The sequence below is a fragment of the Micromonospora arida genome, from assembly GCF_042873195.1.
GTDB classification, from domain to species: domain Bacteria; phylum Actinomycetota; class Actinomycetes; order Mycobacteriales; family Micromonosporaceae; genus Micromonospora; species Micromonospora arida.
Map to the genome: position 1 here is coordinate 812008 of NZ_JBIALC010000001.1, position 17049 is coordinate 829056.

Annotated in this window: 12 protein-coding genes; 3 read left to right on the forward strand and 9 right to left on the reverse strand. The window is 72.6% G+C overall.

Translation table 11 applies throughout. The features are described from left to right. Window positions 1-137: 137 nt before the first annotated feature. Together ACFYP0_RS03965 and ACFYP0_RS03970 are read left to right on the forward strand one after the other, a co-directional pair. Complete coding sequence (locus ACFYP0_RS03965; RefSeq protein ID WP_386994247.1) at window positions 138-1445, forward strand: glycosyltransferase family 2 protein; 1308 nt, start codon at window positions 138-140, stop codon at window positions 1443-1445. Beyond that, window positions 1442-1834, forward strand: a complete 393-nt coding sequence (locus ACFYP0_RS03970; RefSeq protein ID WP_386994249.1) for a hypothetical protein — start codon at window positions 1442-1444, stop codon at window positions 1832-1834. Before ACFYP0_RS03965 ends, ACFYP0_RS03970 begins: the two co-directional genes overlap by 4 nt. Before the next feature lie 69 nt (window positions 1835-1903). Here the strand turns inward: ACFYP0_RS03970 and ACFYP0_RS03975 are convergent, their stop codons facing one another. The 4 genes from ACFYP0_RS03975 to ACFYP0_RS03990 all read right to left on the reverse strand — a co-directional run bounded on the left by ACFYP0_RS03975 (window position 1904) and on the right by ACFYP0_RS03990 (window position 5984). Next, window positions 1904-3124, reverse strand: a complete 1221-nt coding sequence (locus ACFYP0_RS03975; RefSeq protein ID WP_356975331.1) for a YeiH family protein — start codon at window positions 3122-3124, stop codon at window positions 1904-1906. Continuing rightward, on the reverse strand, window positions 3124-3270 hold the full coding sequence (locus tag ACFYP0_RS03980; RefSeq protein WP_167493693.1) for a hypothetical protein: 147 nt from the start codon (window positions 3268-3270) through the stop codon (window positions 3124-3126). Before ACFYP0_RS03980 ends, ACFYP0_RS03975 begins: the two co-directional genes overlap by 1 nt. A 371-nt stretch (window positions 3271-3641) precedes the next feature. Beyond that, the gene (locus ACFYP0_RS03985) at window positions 3642-5495 is read right to left on the reverse strand and encodes an adenylyl cyclase (RefSeq protein ID WP_356975329.1); all 1854 of its coding nucleotides are present in this window, start codon (window positions 5493-5495) and stop codon (window positions 3642-3644) included. 216 nt (window positions 5496-5711) lie between these two features. Beyond that, the gene (locus ACFYP0_RS03990) at window positions 5712-5984 is read right to left on the reverse strand and encodes a GlsB/YeaQ/YmgE family stress response membrane protein (RefSeq protein ID WP_355497703.1); all 273 of its coding nucleotides are present in this window, start codon (window positions 5982-5984) and stop codon (window positions 5712-5714) included. 234 nt (window positions 5985-6218) lie between these two features. Here ACFYP0_RS03990 and ACFYP0_RS03995 point away from each other — a divergent pair, with 234 nt between their 5' ends. Then, window positions 6219-9260 (forward strand): BTAD domain-containing putative transcriptional regulator, encoded by a 3042-nt coding sequence (locus ACFYP0_RS03995; RefSeq protein ID WP_386994252.1) that lies wholly within the window; start codon window positions 6219-6221, stop codon window positions 9258-9260. Window positions 9261-9267: 7 nt separating this feature from the next. On the opposite strand, the gene ACFYP0_RS04000 is transcribed toward ACFYP0_RS03995, so the two are convergent. The 5 genes from ACFYP0_RS04000 to ACFYP0_RS04020 form a co-directional block, all read right to left on the reverse strand. Then, window positions 9268-9822 carry a dihydrofolate reductase family protein gene (locus ACFYP0_RS04000; RefSeq protein ID WP_124854836.1) on the reverse strand — a complete coding sequence of 185 codons (555 nt, stop codon included), beginning with the start codon at window positions 9820-9822 and terminating at the stop codon, window positions 9268-9270. Between the two features lie 73 nt (window positions 9823-9895). Then, window positions 9896-10462, reverse strand: coding sequence for a hypothetical protein (locus ACFYP0_RS04005; RefSeq protein WP_386994255.1), 567 nt, complete (start codon window positions 10460-10462; stop codon window positions 9896-9898). A 17-nt stretch (window positions 10463-10479) separates the two neighbouring features. Next, window positions 10480-12327, reverse strand: coding sequence for a S9 family peptidase (locus ACFYP0_RS04010; protein ID WP_386994256.1), 1848 nt, complete (start codon window positions 12325-12327; stop codon window positions 10480-10482). Beyond that, the gene (locus ACFYP0_RS04015) at window positions 12328-14106 is read right to left on the reverse strand and encodes an N-acetylglutaminylglutamine amidotransferase (protein WP_124854840.1); all 1779 of its coding nucleotides are present in this window, start codon (window positions 14104-14106) and stop codon (window positions 12328-12330) included. 99 nt (window positions 14107-14205) lie between these two features. Next, window positions 14206-16875, reverse strand: coding sequence for a carboxylate--amine ligase/circularly permuted type 2 ATP-grasp protein (locus ACFYP0_RS04020; RefSeq protein WP_356975318.1), 2670 nt, complete (start codon window positions 16873-16875; stop codon window positions 14206-14208). Between the last annotated feature and the right edge of the window lie 174 nt (window positions 16876-17049).

Here is a 17049-nt window from a genome sequence, read left to right on the forward strand (position 1 = left end):
TCACTATTCACCCCTTACCGCTAGTAATTTCTCCTCCGGGGGTGTCCGCCGGCATGCCCTGGCTGCACCGGACGGAGAGGGAGGACGGCGTGTTGAGAGAGACTCCGGGCCCGCCACCGCGACAACCGGGCGGTGGCGTGACGAGCGCTCCCCTGCTGTCGGTACTGCTGGTCAGCTGGAACACCCGCGAGCAGACCCGACAGTGCCTGGAGTCGCTGGCGTCGACCGCCGATCCCGATCTGGACTACGAGGTGGTGGCCGTCGACAACGGATCGTCCGACGGCTCAGCCGACCTGCTCGCCGACCAACCCCGGGTCCGACTGATCCGCAACAAGCACAACAGCGGTTTCGCCGCCGCCGTGAACCAGGCGTACCGACGGGCGAACGGGCAGCTGATCCTGCTGCTCAGCAGCGACATCCGGTTTCACCCGGGCGCGCTGTCCCGAATGGTCGACCATCTGCGGGAGCGGCCGGACGTCGCAGGGGTCAGCCCGCTGTACCTCAACCCGGACGGCACCTTCCAGCAGCACTACGTTCAACAGCCCAGCTTCGCCGCCACCATCGCGCTGGTGACCGCGCTACGCCGACTGCCCGGGTTCCGCCAGGCGCTGCACCGGTTCCAGATGCGGGGCGAGGACTTCAGCCGTCCCCGGCAACTCGCCTCGGGCAGTTGCGTGCTGCTACGCCGCGCGGCGCTCGGGCAGCAGACCATCTTCGACGAGACGTTCCCCGTCTACTGGAACGACGCGATCCTCGCGCGGCAGCTCGACCAGGCCGGGCACGAGCTGTGGATGCTTCCGGACGCCGTGGTGACGCACAGCCGTGGCGCGTCCTGTCGGCTGCTCGGGCCGACCATCCGCTTTCGACACCTGCTGGGCAGCCTGGTCGGGTATCTGCGGATGACCCAGCCCCGGTACCGGTTGCCGGTGTTCCGGGCCGTGCTGCTCGCCGACCACCTGGTCAAGCGACTCTTCGGTCGATCCGTACCGCTGGGCCTGGGCGACCTGTTCGCCGCGCTGCGCGGCGACGTCGGCCCGCTGCCCGACGGTGACACCCGCGACTGGGTGGTGCTGTTCAGCCGAACCCGCTGGTCTGTCGACGGGCATCCGAGGGTGCTGGGGCAACTGACGTCCGGGCAACGGTTGCTCTTCGTCGACCCGCCGGGACGCCGGCCGCGCTGGCGGTGCGAGGTGAGCCCGATCGGCTCGGCGGCCTGGCACGCCATCGCACCGACCGCGCTGCCGCTGGGCGACTCGGTGCCGCTGGTCAACTGGATCAACCGGCGGATCGCGGCCGGTGCGCTGCGTGGCTGGCTGGACCGGCACGCCGGCGCTCGCCTGCTGCGACTCGACGACGAACGCGCCCGCGCGGTGCTCGGCCGCCTCGGCGAGGACGAGTTGCTGCCCGCCGGAGCGCCACGGCCGATGGAACGGTCACCACGATGAGAGGGCCGACTGTCGCGCCCGGTGTGCTGCTCGCCGGCGCCGGGCTGGGCGCGGTGCTGACCGTGGTCACCCTGCTACCCGGACCGGTCGGCCTGGCCGCCGCCATCGGTGTGCTGTGTGCGGGGGCGTTCCTACTCTGGCCGTGGGCCGTGCTGCCGGTCGGCATCATCGGCGGCGCGGTGGTCGGCGCCCTGCTCGGTGGCGCTGACGTGCGCCGCTACATCGCGGTGGGGGTGCTGCTGCTGGCCGCTGGCGGCACGGCGCTGGCGGTGCGCCATCGGTTGGGGTCGAGACGGCCCGGCGGCGCCGTCCACGTCACCGTGCTCGCCAACGCCCGACCGGTTCGGTCGCGCCGCGCGCCAGCCACCTCGACGAGGCCACCCCGCTGATCGCGACGGGGCCGGAGCCAGCCTGGCTCCGGCCCCGAACGTCCACGCGGGTGCGGACAACCGCCCGACTCAGGCCGAGAAGTTGCGGAACAGCAGGGACGCCAGAGCGAGCGCCAACGCCAGGTTGAACACCGTGGCACTGGCGAACACCGCCACCGGTCGCCAACCCGCCTCCCGCAGCGACGCGACCCGGACCTCCAGGCCGATGCTGACGAAGGCCAGGATCAGGAACCACACGCGCAGGTCGTTGACGATGGCGATGGTGGCCTTGCCGTCCGCGCCAGCCGCGTCGAGGTACCAGGTGGCGATGACCGAGGCCGCGATGAAGCCGAGGACGAACTTCGGAAACCGCGTCCACAGCTCACCGAGGCCCGGTCGGGCCGCGCCGGGCCGTCGTTCCACCCGCAGGGTGAAGTACGCGGTGAGCGCGACCGCCACCACACCCATCAGGGCATTCTGGGTGACCTTGACGATGCTGGCGATCTGGAGCGCCTCCTCACCGGCGAGCGCACCCGCCGCGGTGACCGCTGCGGTGGTGTCGATGTTGCCACCGATCCAGGCGCCGGCCACCGCGTCGGAGAGCCCGAACACGTCGGCCAACCAGGGCAGGACGAAGATGGACGGCAACGCGAAGACGATGACCAGACTCGCCGTGTAGGCCAACTGCTCGCGGCGTGCCCGGACCGCGCCGGCGGCGGCGATCGCCGCGCTGACCCCGCAGATCGACACCGCCGACGCGAGCAGCGCCCGCAGCTTGTCGTCGAGGCCGAACCTGCCGGCCAACCACCAGGTGAACAGGAAAACCCCGCTGATCAGCAGAATCGCCTGGGCGATCGCCGGGCCGGCGGCGCTGGCGATGACGGCCAGGTTGATCGACGCCCCGAGCAGCACCAGACCTGTCTTGATGAAGAACTCGGTCCGGAACGCGGCGGCGATCCGGTCCCGCCACCCGAGCAGCGTGACGGCGACGTTGCCGAGCAGGCCGAGCAGGATCGCGTAGACCGGGTACTCGATCGCCGCTCCGATGTCCTCGACGGCGGTGCCCTCGGCCCAGGCCGGAACGTTGTGCTCCAGGTAGCGGGTGAGCGCGGCGAGACCGACCACGATCAGCAGGCCGATCAGCGTCCAGGCCCAGAACGCACCGTCACGCGCCACGCTGGTCGGCTCGGCCGGGTCGGCGGTGGCCGACGACATGCTGGGCTCGGCCACGTCGTCGGCGGTCGCGTCGTCGACGCGGGTGGCGTCGGCCGGGCCGGGCTCGTTGCCCGTGCGGGTCACGTCGGCGGTCATCAGGGCACCAGCCCGGCGGGGATGGCACCCAGCAGGACCAGGGCGAGCAGGGCCAGGCCGAGGATGGTCGCCACCCAGTCCTCGTTGAATGCGAGCCGGGACGCACCGTCCGTCGGCGGGGTGGGCGGTGGCTGGTCGGATGTCATGGCGTACCTCCATGGTGGTGAACCGATCCGGCCGTGCCGGATCGGTTCACCAAGCGCGGTGACGAACGTGCGGAGCCGCGCCGGGTCACGAGTCGACGCGCGAGCCGGCGGCGCGGCCGGAAGAGGAGTGCGGTGCTGCGGTGCTCAGTCGGTGCCCGGTGCGCCCGGACAGAGCTCGCTGGCGGTTCGCATCAGGTCGACGACCCGACGCGAGGTGAGGAGCGGACCAACCGGCATTCCCGTATTTTCCTACTGACTCGATAGGAATTCAAGACCGTCGACCCGAATTCTCGCTCTGCCGCGCCGACCCACACGGACGACGGGGCCGGAGCCGTCGCCGGCTCCGGCCCCGTCGGTACGACCGATCTCCGCTACGGGGTCGGGTACTGGGTCAGGTACACCGGAGCGCCGACCTTGGTCATGTCGGCCGCGTCCCCGATGCCGTTGACCACGTGGTCGATAGTGCCGGCGCTGAGGTTGACGGTCATGATGTGGTGCAGCCGCACCCCGGGCCGGTTCGGGACCTCGAAGCCGTTCTCGGTGTGGATCGACGGGTTGTTCTGGTTGAACACGTACACCCCACCCCCGTACAGGGTGTGGTGACGCACCCGGTCACCGACCTTGTACCCGGCCCAGCCCTCGACCGCGCCGTTCATCCAGTCGGCCTGCGTCGGCGGGTCGTACGGCAGCTCGTTCTGGTAGAGGATCGTGGTGCCGTGCTCGCCGTTCCAGACCGTGTTGTAGCGCTGGAAGTGCTCGACGAAGAGGCCGGTCGCGGTCACGTGGTCCCCGTTGATGACGGCCCCGTAGCGACCGGTGTTGGTACGCCAGCGGTCGGTGTCACCGTTGACGCCCTGGGTGAAGCCCTCGACGCCGTGATCACCGCGCCACACCCAGGTGTGATCGATGAGCACGTTGTCGCTGTTCACCTCCAGCGCGGTGTTCGTCCGCCCGATGTGCGGGCCGCCGACCCGGAAGTACACGTCGGAGAGCGTGGTCGGGTTGTGCGGGCTGCTCGCGTTGCGGCCGTGCTCACGGCCGACCCGCAGCAGGACCGGCGACTCGACGAGGCCGGCGTCGATCGTGACACCGGCGACGATCACCCCGGGAACACCGGCCACGTCCAGCGGGATCGCGCCGTTCACGGCGGTCAGCGTGGCGTGCCCGATCCCCAGCACCACGGTGTTCGGACGCCGGACCTCGATGCTGCGCGCGATGTCGTACGTTCCGGGCGTGAGCAGCAGGTGCTTGCCGCGCGCCAACTGGCTGTTGATGACGCGCACCGAGTCCGACGGCTTGGCGATGAAGAAGTCACCGATGCCGATGGTGCGCCCCGGCGTGATGCCGTCAGCCCAGGAGACGCCCCTGCTGTCGCGCTGCGCGGCGGGCACCCGCACCTGGTAGCGACCCTTGCCGTCGACGAAGAGGTAGGGCTTCTCCCGGCTGAGCGGGGTGGTCTCCAGGGTCGTGTACGGCGGGTCGGGGAACGTGGCGTCGCCCGGTGCGCCCTCGACCCCCGCGAACACCTGGTTCCACACCGCGTTGGACCAGCCGCCGACCTCGCTGTTACGGGTCAGCCACTGTTGCTGCGAACCGTTCGTCGTGGCCGGCAGCCGTGAGTCGGCGATGAACCCGCCGCTGGCGTACTGCGGGCCGGCGGTGCAGTAGTCCATCAGCGACAGACCGCCGCCGCCGATGTTCAGCCGGCGCATCGACACCGCCTGGGACACCGCCCAGAAGTTCGCCGACGACCGGCAGTCGTCCTGGCCGGCCGCGTTGATGGTGAGCGAGAGGTTGGACAGGGTGCGCCAGAAGTTGACCAGCGCGAGGCAGTTGCCGGTGCCGCCGTCGGCCAGGCAGCGGTTGTAGACCTCCAGCTTGCCGTTGACTGTGACGTCGGTGGGCGAGGCGCCCAGGCCGGACACCTCGGTGTAGTAGCCGACCTTGGCCTGCAACGGCTGCGCGGCCGTGCCGTACGTGCCGGGCTTGAACAGGTAGGCGTGCCGCTCGGTGCCCATCTCGTTGTCGACCTGCCGGGCGTGCGCCGCGTCGAGGGTCTGCTGGATCTCGGCGACCGGCATGGACGGGTCGAAGATGGTCACGTTCGGGCCGAAGTCGGGTGCGCCGTGCGTCGGGCGGCCGGCGCTGGCCGCCGTGCTGGTCATGGTGACGGCGGCGGTCACCAGCAGAGCAAGGGTGAGGGTACGTCGGGACGGGCTTGTCATGTGGTTCGTCCTCTCCGCTGGCCGAACATGCTTCCGGCGCAGCTGGGGGCGGTGAGAGCGCTCTCTGACCCCTGCCGCCGCCAGTGAGGTCGCGGTGAAGGGGTCGAGATGTTTCTACCCGTTAATCCGGCCGCCCGCCACCGGCCCATTTCGTAGTCCGGATACGGCGAGGCCCGCCCTCCTGAGGAGGGCGGGCCGGCACGATGGTGGGAGAGGTCAGCGCACCCGGCGGCGGCCGTAGGCACCGGCGACGATCGCCACGCCGACAGCGGCGAAGATGACCTGCAGGAGCAGCTCGATCCAGTCGATCCCGCTGGTGTCGTCGACGCCGAGGGCACCGGCGAGGAGGGTGCCGAGGAGCGCCGCGACCACACCGATGAGCAGGGTCAGCCAGATCGGGATGTTCTGCTTGCCCGGTACCACCAGCCGGCCCAGCACGCCGATGATCAGACCGATGATGATGGCGGCGAAGAAGCCGGTAATTTCCACGGGAGTCGTCCTTCGAGAGGGGATGTCGTCGGCCGTTGATTGCCCCGGGCAACGAGCCGCGAAACATCCTCTGGGTCTCCCATCTCGACCGCAACCTGCGCGATCTTGCACTTTCTGCGGCTGAGCCGCGGCTTTCACACCTTTTGTCGTCACCGATAGTGCAAGATCGCGAAGGGAGGGGACGGTCCGGCCGCGCGCTTGCTGTCGGCTTCAGGTCGCCTCAGCGGCGTTAGGATGACCGCCGTGCAGTTCGGGGTGCTCGGGCCGCTCGCCGTGACCACGGACGCCGGCGAGCCGGTGGTGGTGCCCGGCACCAAGGTACGGGCGTTGCTGGCCGACCTGTTGGCCAACCGCAACCAGGTGGTCTCGGCGGACCGCCTCATCGACGACCTGTGGGGTGACGACGCCCCCGCCAATCCGGCCGGAGCCCTCCAGGTGCGGGTGTCGCAGCTGCGTAAGGCCCTCAACGATGCCGAGCCCGGCGCCCGCGAGCTGGTCGAGTCCCGGCCACCCGGCTACCTGCTGCGGGTCGACGCGGTCGACGTCGACCGCTTCGACGAGCTGGCCCGCTGCGCCGACGTCGAACGGCTGACCGAGGCCCTCGCGTTGTGGCGCGGCGAGGCGTACGCCGACGTGGCCGACGCCGAGTTCGTGCGGGCCGAGGCGGCCCGCCTCGCCGAGCAGCGCCTCGTCGTTCAGGAGCGGTTGGCGCAGGCCCGGCTGGCCCGGGGTGAGCATGACCTGGTGGCCGCTGACCTGGCCGAGTTGGTCGCCAAACATCCGCTGCGCGAAGGCCTGCGGGCGGTGCAGCTACGCGCGTTGTACGCGGCCGGCCGCCAGTCCGAGGCGTTGGAGAGCTACGCCGAGCTGCGGGCCCGGCTCGCCGAGGAGCTGGGCCTCGACCCCGGCCCGGAGCTGGTCGCCCTGCACCGCAGGATCCTCGAACAGGACGCCGGCCTGAACGCCCCGCCGAAGGCGGCGATCATCCGGAACAACCTGCCGGCCCCGCTCGACGAGTTGATCGGGCGGGACGAGGCGCTGGCCGAGCTGCGGGCTTTGCTGCCCCGGCAGCGGCTGGTCACGCTGGTCGGGCCGGGCGGCGTCGGCAAGACCCGGCTGGCCACCGAGACGGCCCGCGCGACGTCCTACCCGGACGGTGTCCGACTGGTCGAGCTGGCACCCCTCCCGGCCGGTGACGCCCGCGTCGCCGAACAGGTGCTCGGCGCTCTGGGCGCCCACGAGGCCGCCGGAACGACCCAGTCCCCCGCCGACCGGGTGGTCACGGCGCTGCGGCACCGGCAGTTGCTGCTCGTGCTGGACAACTGCGAACACGTCATCGAACCGGTCGCCGAACTGATCGCCCGGCTGCTGCGCGACGTGTCCGGGGTGAGCGTGCTGGCCACCAGCAGAGAGCCACTCGGGCTGACCGGTGAGCTGCTCTGGGAGGTACCCCCACTGCCGGTGCCCGACGACGGTGACCTGGACGCGGTCCGGCGCTCGGCGGCGGCCCGGTTGTTCGTCGCCCGCGCCGCCGCGCAGCAGCGCGGTTTCCGCCTCGACGGGCGGACGGCGACGGCGGTGGCCCAGCTCTGCCGCCGCCTCGACGGTCTGCCGCTGGCGTTGGAACTGGCCGCGACCCGGGTCCGTGCGCTGGGCGTACGCGGGGTGGTGGACCGGCTCGACGACCGGTTCCGGCTGCTCACCACCGCGCAGCGGGACGTGCCACAGCGGCAGCGGACGCTCACCGCGGTGATCGGCTGGAGCTGGGACCTCCTGGACGAACCCGACCGGGTGGTGCTCGCGCAACTGGCGGTGTTCCCGGACGGTTGCACCCCGGAGGCCGCCGAACAGGTCTGCCGAACCGACCTGGACGCCCTCGCCCGGCTGGTGGACCGGTCGCTGGTGGTGCTCGACGACTCCGGCGCGGCCCCCCGCTACCGGCTGCTCGAATCGGTGGCCGCGTTCTGCCTGGAACGCCTCACCGACGCCGACGAGGTACGCGGGCGGCACGCCACCTACTACACCGAGCTGGCCGAACGGGCCGACCCCGGGCTGCGCGGGGCCGACCAGCAGCGGTGGCTGGCGCTTCTCGACACCGAGCTCGCGAACCTGCGGTCGGCGCTGACGCACGGTGGTGGGCTGCGCCTGGCTGTCGCGCTGAGCTGGTACTGGTTCCTGCGCGGCCGGCTCACCGAGGCACGGCGGGCGCTGGCCGTGCCCGGCGACCCGGAGCAGGAGGCCCGTGCGGCCCCCTGGCGGGTCGGTTTCGCCCTGTCGCAGGGTGAGGTGATCGCACCGGACGACGTACGCGCCGCGGTGGCCGCCGACCCGGGCAGCCACGCCGCGTGGTTCGCGGCCAACGCGGTGATCGAACACGGCGACCTGGCCCTGGTGTCGGAGCTGCTGCCCACCGCCGCCACCGACCCGTGGACCGAGGCCGCGGTGCTCACCTCCCTGGCCCACATCGCCCACGCCAACGGTGACCAGGCCACCCTGGAGCGCACCGCGACCCGCAGCGCCGCGCTCTTCGCCGACCTCGGCGACCGGTGGGGTCGGCTCCGGGCGACCGAGTGGGTGGGTGGGCTGGCCGACATGCGCGGCGAGCACGAGCGCGCCGCCGCGCTGCACCGGGAAGGGCTGCGCTGGGCCGAGGAGTTGGCGCTGTGGCCACAGGTCTGCGCCGAGCTGTCCTGGCTGGCCTGGCTCGCCGTGCAGACCCGCGACTACGCCCAGGGTCGGGAACTGGCCGAACGCGCCTATGACCTGGCGGTGGAGCAGGGCTCGCCCGGCGCGCTGATCTTCGCGGAGATGAGCCTCGGGCTGGCCGCCCGCCGCGACGGCAAGCTCGATCTGGCCGTCACCCACCTCAGCCACCTCGTCGACCTGGGTCGGGGAGAGAGCCAGTCCGCGCTCTACCTGCCGATGGTGCTGGTGGAGCTGGGCTACGCGGTCGAGCAGGGCGGCGACCCGGACGCCGCGTTGGCCCTGCACATCGAGGCGTTCGAGGTCGCCGAGGCGATGGCGACGATGCGGGACGCGATCAACCCACTGGAGGGGATGGCGGCGGCGGTGCGCTCGCCCGAGGTCGCCGCCCGGTTGCTGGGCGCCGCGGCCGCCGCCCGGCTCGCCACGCAGTCCCCCGCCGCGCCGGCCGAACGCGACGACACCGACCGGACGACAGCGCGACTGCGCGCCGAACTCGGGCCGGAACGCTTCGACGCGCTGCTCGCCGAGGGCGCGAAGCTGAGCCCGGGCGAGGCCCGGGCCCAGCTCTGACCGGTGCTCAGGAGGTCACCTTCGGCGCGTACGAGGCGACGATCACGCCGCTCTTGTGCACCCGGGTGTCGACCAGGTCGAACGACGCCTTGACGTCGGTCAGCGGCGCGGTGAGGCTGGGGCCGCCCTCCAGCACAGGGTGGATCCAGAACCGGACCTCGTCCACCAGACCGGCGCGGATCAGCTGGGCGGTGACCGAGCCGAAGCCGTACTGGATGATGTTCTTGCCCGGCTGGGCCTTGAGCGCGGTGACCGCCTCGACCAGATCGCCCTGGAGCACCTCCGTGTTGTTCCAGGTGGGGTTGGTCAGGGTGGTCGAGGCGACGTACTTCTTGACGTTGTTGAAGTACGCGGCGCCCGTGGTCGGGTCGCTCTCGTCCCTGGTTGGCCAGGCGGCGGACATGCCGTCGTAGGTGGCCCGGCCCATCAGCATCGCGTCGGCCTCCTCGGTCTGCGCCCCGGCGAGGCTGGCCGCCTCCTCGTCGAAGTACGGCATGGTCCACATCGGGTTCTCGATGACGCCGTCGAGGGTGATGTAGGTCGAGTTGACGAGCTTGCGCATCGGGATCTCCTGGGTGTTTGTCGTGCTCTCCGGTGACACCCAGAACTCTGCCGGCTGCCGCTTACGATTCGCTTCAGGTGCTCTTACCCGCGTCGTCGACCGGGCCCTGCGCCGGGTCGGTCAACGGGATCGGCAGCGCCTGCGGGGTCACCGTGCCGCCGGCCGTCGAGTGGGCCGGGGCGGGACGGGCACCGACGCGGCTGTGCAGCCGCCCGCGCCCGGCCGGACCGGCTCGCCGGGTCACCTCGACGGTCACCATCCGCACCGGCGGTGGCGGCGCGGTGAAACGCCCGACGCCCCACCGCACCCAGATCGGGATCCGGCCGGCGTCCGCCTCCGCGCGCAGCTTCTGGACCGTACGGGCCCGGTCGGTGTGGTCGACCTCCACCACGACGGGCGGACCGTCCGGACGGGCACACGCCACGTCGAGCACCGAGTGCCGCTGCTCCAGCGGTGGTGGCAACGGCAGCACGCTGGGCGCGCGCCGGTAGACCCGCCAGCCCTGGGCCTCGGCCCACCGCACCACCGAGTCGATCACCCGCGCGGTGACCTCGTCGGTGTCCAGGTCGACGAAGGTCACCTCGGCCAGCCAGCGACCCAGGTCCGCGGCCAACCGCTCGCCCTGCGCCGCGACCTCCACCGGCGCAGGATAACGCCTCAGCCGACGAGGGTCGCGGTCGCGGCGAGGTGCCGGGTCAGCCAGCCGGTGGTGGCCGTACGGGCCGCCTCGGCGTTGGTCCGTGACAGGAAGTCGTGCCCCTCCCCGGTGAGCACCAGGTGCCCGTGCGGCACACCGCGGTCGGCGAGGGCCTGGGCGACCTGCGCCGACTCGCCCGCCGGCACGTTGGTGTCGTTGGCGCCGTGGATCAGCAGCACCGGCACGTCCAGCCGGTCGATGTGGGTCAGCGGGGAGAGGTCACGCAGCAGCTCGGCATCCCGGTGCGGGTCGCCGTACTTGCTGACGGCGGCGGCGGCGATCCACGGCTCGGTGCCGGCGAAGAAGGTCCGGAAGTCGGAGATGCCGCACTCGGCGACACCGGCGGCGAAGAGACCGGGGAAGTTCACCAGCACCGCGAGGACCAGGTAACCGCCGTAGGAGCGGCCCAGAACGCCGAGCTGGCCGGGCCGGGTGACGCCGGCGTCGACGAGGAAGTCGGCGCAGGCCGCGACGTCGGCGATCGCACCGTAGCGGCCGGCGAGGTTGTCGGCGGCGACGAACGAACGGCCGAACCCGGACGACCCACGGACGTTGGGCGCGAAGACCGCGATGCCCTGCGCCACCAGTGCCTGGAACAGCGGGTTGTAGCCGGGGCGTTCCTGCGCCTCCGGGCCACCGTGAAGGCTGATCGCCGTCGGCCAGGGACCCGGGCCGGCCGGGCGGTAGAGCCAGCCGGAGAGCGGCAGCCCGTCGCGAGCCCGCAGGTCGACCAGTTGCGGCGCGACACCGGCATCGTCCGTACGCGGGACGCCCGTGTCCGGCCGCAGCGGGCGCGGCGCCCCGGTCGACGGGTCGACCAGCCAGACCTCCCGTGGTTGCACCGGCCCCTGCGCGGTGAGGCAGAGCAGGGCGCCGTCGGCGGCGAAGACGGCGTCGCCGAGCACCTCGCCGGGGGCGGTGACGGCCCGCTGCACACCGCTGGCGAAATCGAGCAGGCTCAGCTCGCTGCGCCCGCCGTAGGTGTTCCACAGCAACGCGCCGCGCTGCCCGTCCGCGCTGGCCGCGACGTGTTCCAGCTCGGCGTCCGGTCGTCCGGCCAGCCGGGTCGGCGGCTGCTCCGGCCGGGTCAGGTCGACCCGTACCAGCGCGGCGAGTTCGGAGTACGCGTCGGTGCGGGCCAGCACGCTCGTGCCGTCCGGGCCGAACCAACCCTGGTCGGTGCTGCCCCGCCCGGTGTCCGGAAACAGCCGCCGTCGAACGCCGGTGGCCACGTCGAGCACCTCCAGCCAGCGGGCGTTACGGGGGCCGCGGCGCAGCAGCGCGGTGCCGGCGTCCGGGGTCACGTCCAGGAGGGTGAGCAGGTCGCCCTGGGCGAGCACCCGCCGGTGCCCGGTGGCCGCGTCGACCAGCAGGGCCTGCCCGTGCTCGTCGGTCTCGCTGACCGCCAGCACCGCGCCGTGCGGCAGCCAGCCGGCCAGCGCGGCGCTGCGGCGACCGAACCCGGCGACCTGGTGGCGTCGCGTTCCGTCCGGGCGCAGCACCCACAGCTCGGTGCGGGGCGCGCCACCGGGGGCGACGACACAGGCCAGCCACTGGCCGTCCGGGGACCAGCTCAGCGCGAGAACCGGTTCGTCGCCGACGGGCAGCGCGACGGGCGCACCCGCGTCGACCTGGCAGACCCAGACGCCGGGCGTGCCGGCCCGGTCGGAGAGGAACGCCACCCGGCGGCCGTCGGGGGACGGCGCGGGGGCGAAGTCCTCGCTGATCGGCACCGGCGGTGGCACCGGCCGGTGGTTCGCGGGTCGGGGCCGCCGGGTGGTGCGCGGCGGCTCAATCCGTACGCTCATCTAAACCCCGATCCGCTGCAACCAGAGCTCCAGCAGCCCGAGCTGCCAGAGCGCGTTGGAGCCCAGCGTGGTCCGCCGGGCGTTCGGCGCGTCCAGCAACTCCTCCAGGTAGTCCTTGCGGAACAGGCCCCGCTCGCGCGCCGGTCGGGCGGTCAGCGCGTCCCGCACGTCGTCGAGCAGGGGGCCGGAGAGGTGCCGGATGGCGGGCACCGGGAAGTAGCCCTTCGGCCGGTCGATCACCTCGTCCGGGACGATGCCCCGGCTCGCCGCCTTCAGCACCCCCTTGCCGCCCTGCGCCAGCTTCAGGGCCGGGGGGCAGGCGGCGGCCAGCTCGACCACCTCGTGGTCGAGGAACGGCACGCGGGCCTCCAGCCCCCAGGCCATCGTCATGTTGTCGACCCGCTTGACCGGGTCGTCGACCAGCATCACCAGGCTGTCCAGGCGCAGCGCCGCGTCCAGCGCGGTGTCCGCTCCGGGCGCGCCGAAGTGCGCGGCGACGAACTCCAGGCTGGCGTCGTGGTCGAGCATCCACTCGGGCGCCAGGTGCCCGCCGAGCGCGTCGTGGCGACGATCGAAGAACACCCGGGCGTACGCCTCGACGGCGTCCGCGCGGGCCACGTTGGCCATCGGCGGGTACCAGTCGTAGCCGGCGAGGATCTCGTCGGCGCCCTGCCCGGACTGCACCACGGTGATCCGCTGCGAGACCTCCTCGGAGAGCAGGTGGAACGCGACGCAGTCATGGCTGACCATCGGCTCGCTCATCGCCGCGATGGCCTGGTGCACGGCGGGGACGAACCGCTTCGCGCCGATGCGGATCTGCTGGTGGTCGGTGTCGAAGTGGCGGGCGATCAGGTCGGAGTAGTGGAACTCGTCGCCGCTCTCCCCCGCCGCCGCCTCGAAGCCGATGCTGAAGGTGGCCAGGCCGGTCTGGCCCTGCTCGGCCAGCAGGGCGACGATCAGGCTCGAGTCGAGACCGCCGGAGAGCAGTACGCCGACCGGTACGTCGGCGACCATCCGCCGTCGTACGGCGGTGCGCAACGCCGCCATGAGTCGTTCCTGCCACTCGTCGGCGGACATGGCGGGGGCGGCGGCGCGGTTGAACTCCGGCCGCCAGTAGGTGGTGTCGGTGCTCCGGCCGTCCGCGGTGATCACCCGCACGGTGGCCGGCGGCAACTTGCGGACCCCGGCGAGGATCGTGCGCGGCGGCGGCACCACCGAGTGGAAGCTCATGTAGTGGTGCAGCGCCACCGGGTCGAGGTCGGTGTCCACGTCACCGGCGGCGAGCAACGCCGGCAGGGTCGAGGCGAAACGCACCCGGCCCGGCCCCTCGGCCAGGTAGAGCGGCTTGATGCCGAGCCGGTCCCGGGCCAGCACCAGGGTGTGCGTCGCCAGCTCGACCAGGGCGAACGCGAACATCCCGTAGAACCGCTCGACGCAGGCCGTTCCCCACCGGTGGTACGCCTTGAGGATCACCTCGGTGTCCGAGGTGGACCGGAAGGAGTAACCGGCGGCGGTCAGCTCGTCGCGCAGCTCCCGGTAGTTGTAGATGCAGCCGTTGAAGACCATTGCCAGGCCCAGCTCGGGGTCGACCATCGGCTGGGCGCCCGCGTCGGACAGGTCGATGATGCGCAGCCGGCGGTGCACCAGGGCCGCCGGCCCCTGCTGCCACCGGCCCTCGCCGTCCGGGCCCCGCGAGGCCAGGGCGGGGAGCATCCGCTCGACGGCGGCCAGGTCCGGTGGCGCCCCGTCGAGGCGGAACTCGCCTCCGATACCGCACATGGCACTCACCTCTCATCGGCTGGATCCGCTGGGGGCCGCTGACCGGTCCAGGCTTGGCGGACCGGGTTGCGTCCCGATGACGGGTGGGTCAAGCGTCGGTTACGCCGACGGTTCGTCGGCTCCACCGAGCAGCCAGGTGTCCTTCGACCCGCCGCCGCGCGACGAGTTGACGATCATGCTGCCGGCGGGCGCCACCCGGGTCAGCGCCACCGGCGCGACCTCGGCGGTGTCACCGAGGAACACGAACGCCCGCAGGTCGACGTGGCGGGGAGCCAACGCCGTGCCGTCGAAGACCGGGTGGGTGGTCAGCGCGATCATCTCCTGGGCGATCCACCGGTGCGGGGCGGCGAGGATCTGCTCCCGGACGGCGTCCAACTCCTCCGCCTCGGCGCGGGGGCCGATCACCACCCGGTCACCGCCGTACCCGTCCACCGGCTTGAGCACCAGCTCGTCGAGCCGGCCCAGCACCTCGGCCCGCTGCTCGGGCAGCCCACACAGGTACGTCGGCACGTCCCCGAGCAGCGGCTTCTCGCCCAGGTAGTACTCGATCAGCCGGGGCACGTACGCGTACAGCGCCTTGTCGTCACCGACACCGTTGCCCAGCGCGTTGGCCAGCGTGAGCCGCCCGGCGTGCACGGCGGCGAGCAGCGGCCAGCCCAGCGGCACCCCGTCCGCGCCGGGCGCGTGCAGCAGCGCCTCCTCGTCCATCCGCAGGTAGATCACGTCGACCTCGCGGCGGCTGCCCTCGCGGACCAGCCGGACCCGGCCCTCCTCCACCAGCAGGTCGCTGGTCTCGGTCAGCGGCACACCCATCTCGTCGGCGAGCAGCCGATGCTCGAACCACGCCGGATCACCGGGGCCGCTGCTGAGCACCACCACGGCGGGGTCGTCGGCCGCGGCGGGCGCGGCGGCGACCAGCGCCCGGTACAGCATCGCCGGCGTCTCGTCGGCGGGCAGCAGATCCTCCGGCACCGGCAGCTCCGGCAGCACCGCCCGGGTCAGCCGCCGGTTCTGCACCGCGTAGCCGATCCCGGAGGGCACCCGCAGGTTGTCCTCCAGCACGTACCAGCCGCCGTCCGGGTCCCGGACGAGGTCCGTGCCGGACACCTGGGCGCGGGTGCCCCGCCGGCCCATCAGCGCCCCGGTCGGGCGCAGTCCGGGTGAGGACTCCACCACCCACGCCGGCACCACGCCGTCGGCCACCACGGCCCGGTCCGCGTAGACGTCGCGCAGGAACGCGTCGAGGGCGCGGGCGCGCTGCACCAGGCCGGTACGCAGGGTCCGCCAGTCGGCGGCGGGCACCACCCGGGGCACCAGGTCGACCGGGAAGAGCCGGGTGCTCGCCTCGCCGGCCACGCTGAACGTCACGCCCCGGGCCCGCTGCTCCTCGTCCCGGTCGTGTTCACGTTGACGCAGGGCCCCGGCGCCGAGTTGGCGCAGGGCCGCGAGCATCGGGGCGTACGCCGGTTGCGGTCCGGCCGGTCCGAAGACCTCGTCACCGGCGTCGGCGTACGTGGGCAGCGCCGGCGGTGTCGGCGCACCCGGAAGCGGACCGCGGACCCGGCCCCGGGTCTCGTCGAGCAGCAGGTCGACCACGTCGGCCAACCGGCCCCGTCGCTCGTACGCCCGCCGCTGCCGGGCGGCGGAGCTGCCACGTTCCAGCGTGCACCGGGTCAGCTCGCTGACCTGCTCCCAGTCCCCGGTCGCCTCCAACTGCGGGCGCAGGTCGGTCACCAGGCGGCGGACCGCCTGGCCGGCCGGCACCGGTCGGGCCGACCGGGGCAGGTCGAGCAGGTCACCCTCCAACCCGGAGCGGGCCGCCCGCCACACGGCGGCGCGCAGGACCGGTGGTCGTACGGCCGTGCGCTCCACCCCGGCGCGCAGGGCGGCGACCTCCCGTCGGACGAGCGCCCGGAACAGGCCGGTGAGCAGGACGATGGTCTCCACGTCGGCGTTGGCGTCGGTGATCCGCAGCTCCACTGTGGGCACGTGCGCCGATGGCCGGACGTCGAAATAGATCATGGCGGGGTCGGTGATGGTCTCGGAGGAGATCAGCTCGGCGACCAGCGCCTCGTGGTCCGCGGCGCTGGTCACCTCGCCCGGGTCGCCGGCGGTGGGCCAGCGTTGCCAGACCAGGGACCGGACGCTGGCGTAACCGCTGTCCTGACCCATCCAGTACGGCGAGCTGGTGGAGAGGGCGAGCAACACCGGCAGCCACGGCTGGACCCGGCGGGTGACCGCCACCGCCAGGTCCCGGTCGGAGACGCCGACGTGCACCTGCGCGCCGCAGATCAACTGCTCCCGGGCGAGCAGCTGGTACTCGTCGAGCATCCGCCGGTAGCGGGAGGTGGGGGTGACACTCGGGTCGCCGTCGGCGCGCAGCGGCACCGTACCGGCCGCCACGATGCCCAGACCGGCCCGGTCGGCGACCTGGACGGCCGCCTGACGCAGCCGGGTCAGCTCGGCGCGGATCTCGTCCAGGGTGCGGCAGACCGCGGTGTTGGTCTCCACCACGCTGCGGTGCAACTCGGCGGTGAACGACGCCGCCGGCAACCGGTCGAGCAACTCCCCGGCGCGGGGCACCAACTCCCGGGTGTGCAGGTCGACGACGTGGAACTCCTCCTCCACCCCGATCGTGGCCAGGTCCGCCGGGTCGCCGTCGTCCAGCGACAGGACCGGATTCGTACGCGGAGTGGGCAGCATCCGGCCGTTGCCGGACCGGCCCACCGGCCCGTCGTACGTCGGCGCGTTCGTGGTGTTGTCGGCCATGGTCACCCCGGTTCGCGTGTCGGTGGTCTGGCTGTCCGACGAGCGTTCCCAGGGTTGGTACCGGGGGTGTTTCCGGCGCGTTAAGGTGACGCGCCCGTTCTGTCCGCGCTGCTCAGCGCTGCGCAGCCCCGTACTCGATGGTCGTGGCGACCCGGTCGGCGGTGGCGGTCGGTG

Bases quoted from the DNA above. Each gene is read 5' to 3' on its own strand.
- ACFYP0_RS03970 (WP_386994249.1), top strand. From the start codon at position 1,442: ATGAGAGGGCCGACTGTCGCGCCCGGTGTGCTGCTCGCCGGCGCCGGG.
- ACFYP0_RS03975 (WP_356975331.1), bottom strand. From the start codon at position 3,124: ATGACCGCCGACGTGACCCGCACGGGCAACGAGCCCGGCCCGGCCGAC.
- ACFYP0_RS03980 (WP_167493693.1), bottom strand. From the start codon at position 3,270: ATGACATCCGACCAGCCACCGCCCACCCCGCCGACGGACGGTGCGTCC.
- ACFYP0_RS03985 (WP_356975329.1), bottom strand. From the start codon at position 5,495: ATGACAAGCCCGTCCCGACGTACCCTCACCCTTGCTCTGCTGGTGACC.
- ACFYP0_RS03995 (WP_386994252.1), top strand. From the start codon at position 6,219: ATGACCGCCGTGCAGTTCGGGGTGCTCGGGCCGCTCGCCGTGACCACG.
- ACFYP0_RS04000 (WP_124854836.1), bottom strand. From the start codon at position 9,822: ATGCGCAAGCTCGTCAACTCGACCTACATCACCCTCGACGGCGTCATC.
- ACFYP0_RS04010 (WP_386994256.1), bottom strand. From the start codon at position 12,327: ATGAGCGTACGGATTGAGCCGCCGCGCACCACCCGGCGGCCCCGACCC.
- ACFYP0_RS04015 (WP_124854840.1), bottom strand. From the start codon at position 14,106: ATGTGCGGTATCGGAGGCGAGTTCCGCCTCGACGGGGCGCCACCGGAC.
- ACFYP0_RS04020 (WP_356975318.1), bottom strand. From the start codon at position 16,875: ATGGCCGACAACACCACGAACGCGCCGACGTACGACGGGCCGGTGGGC.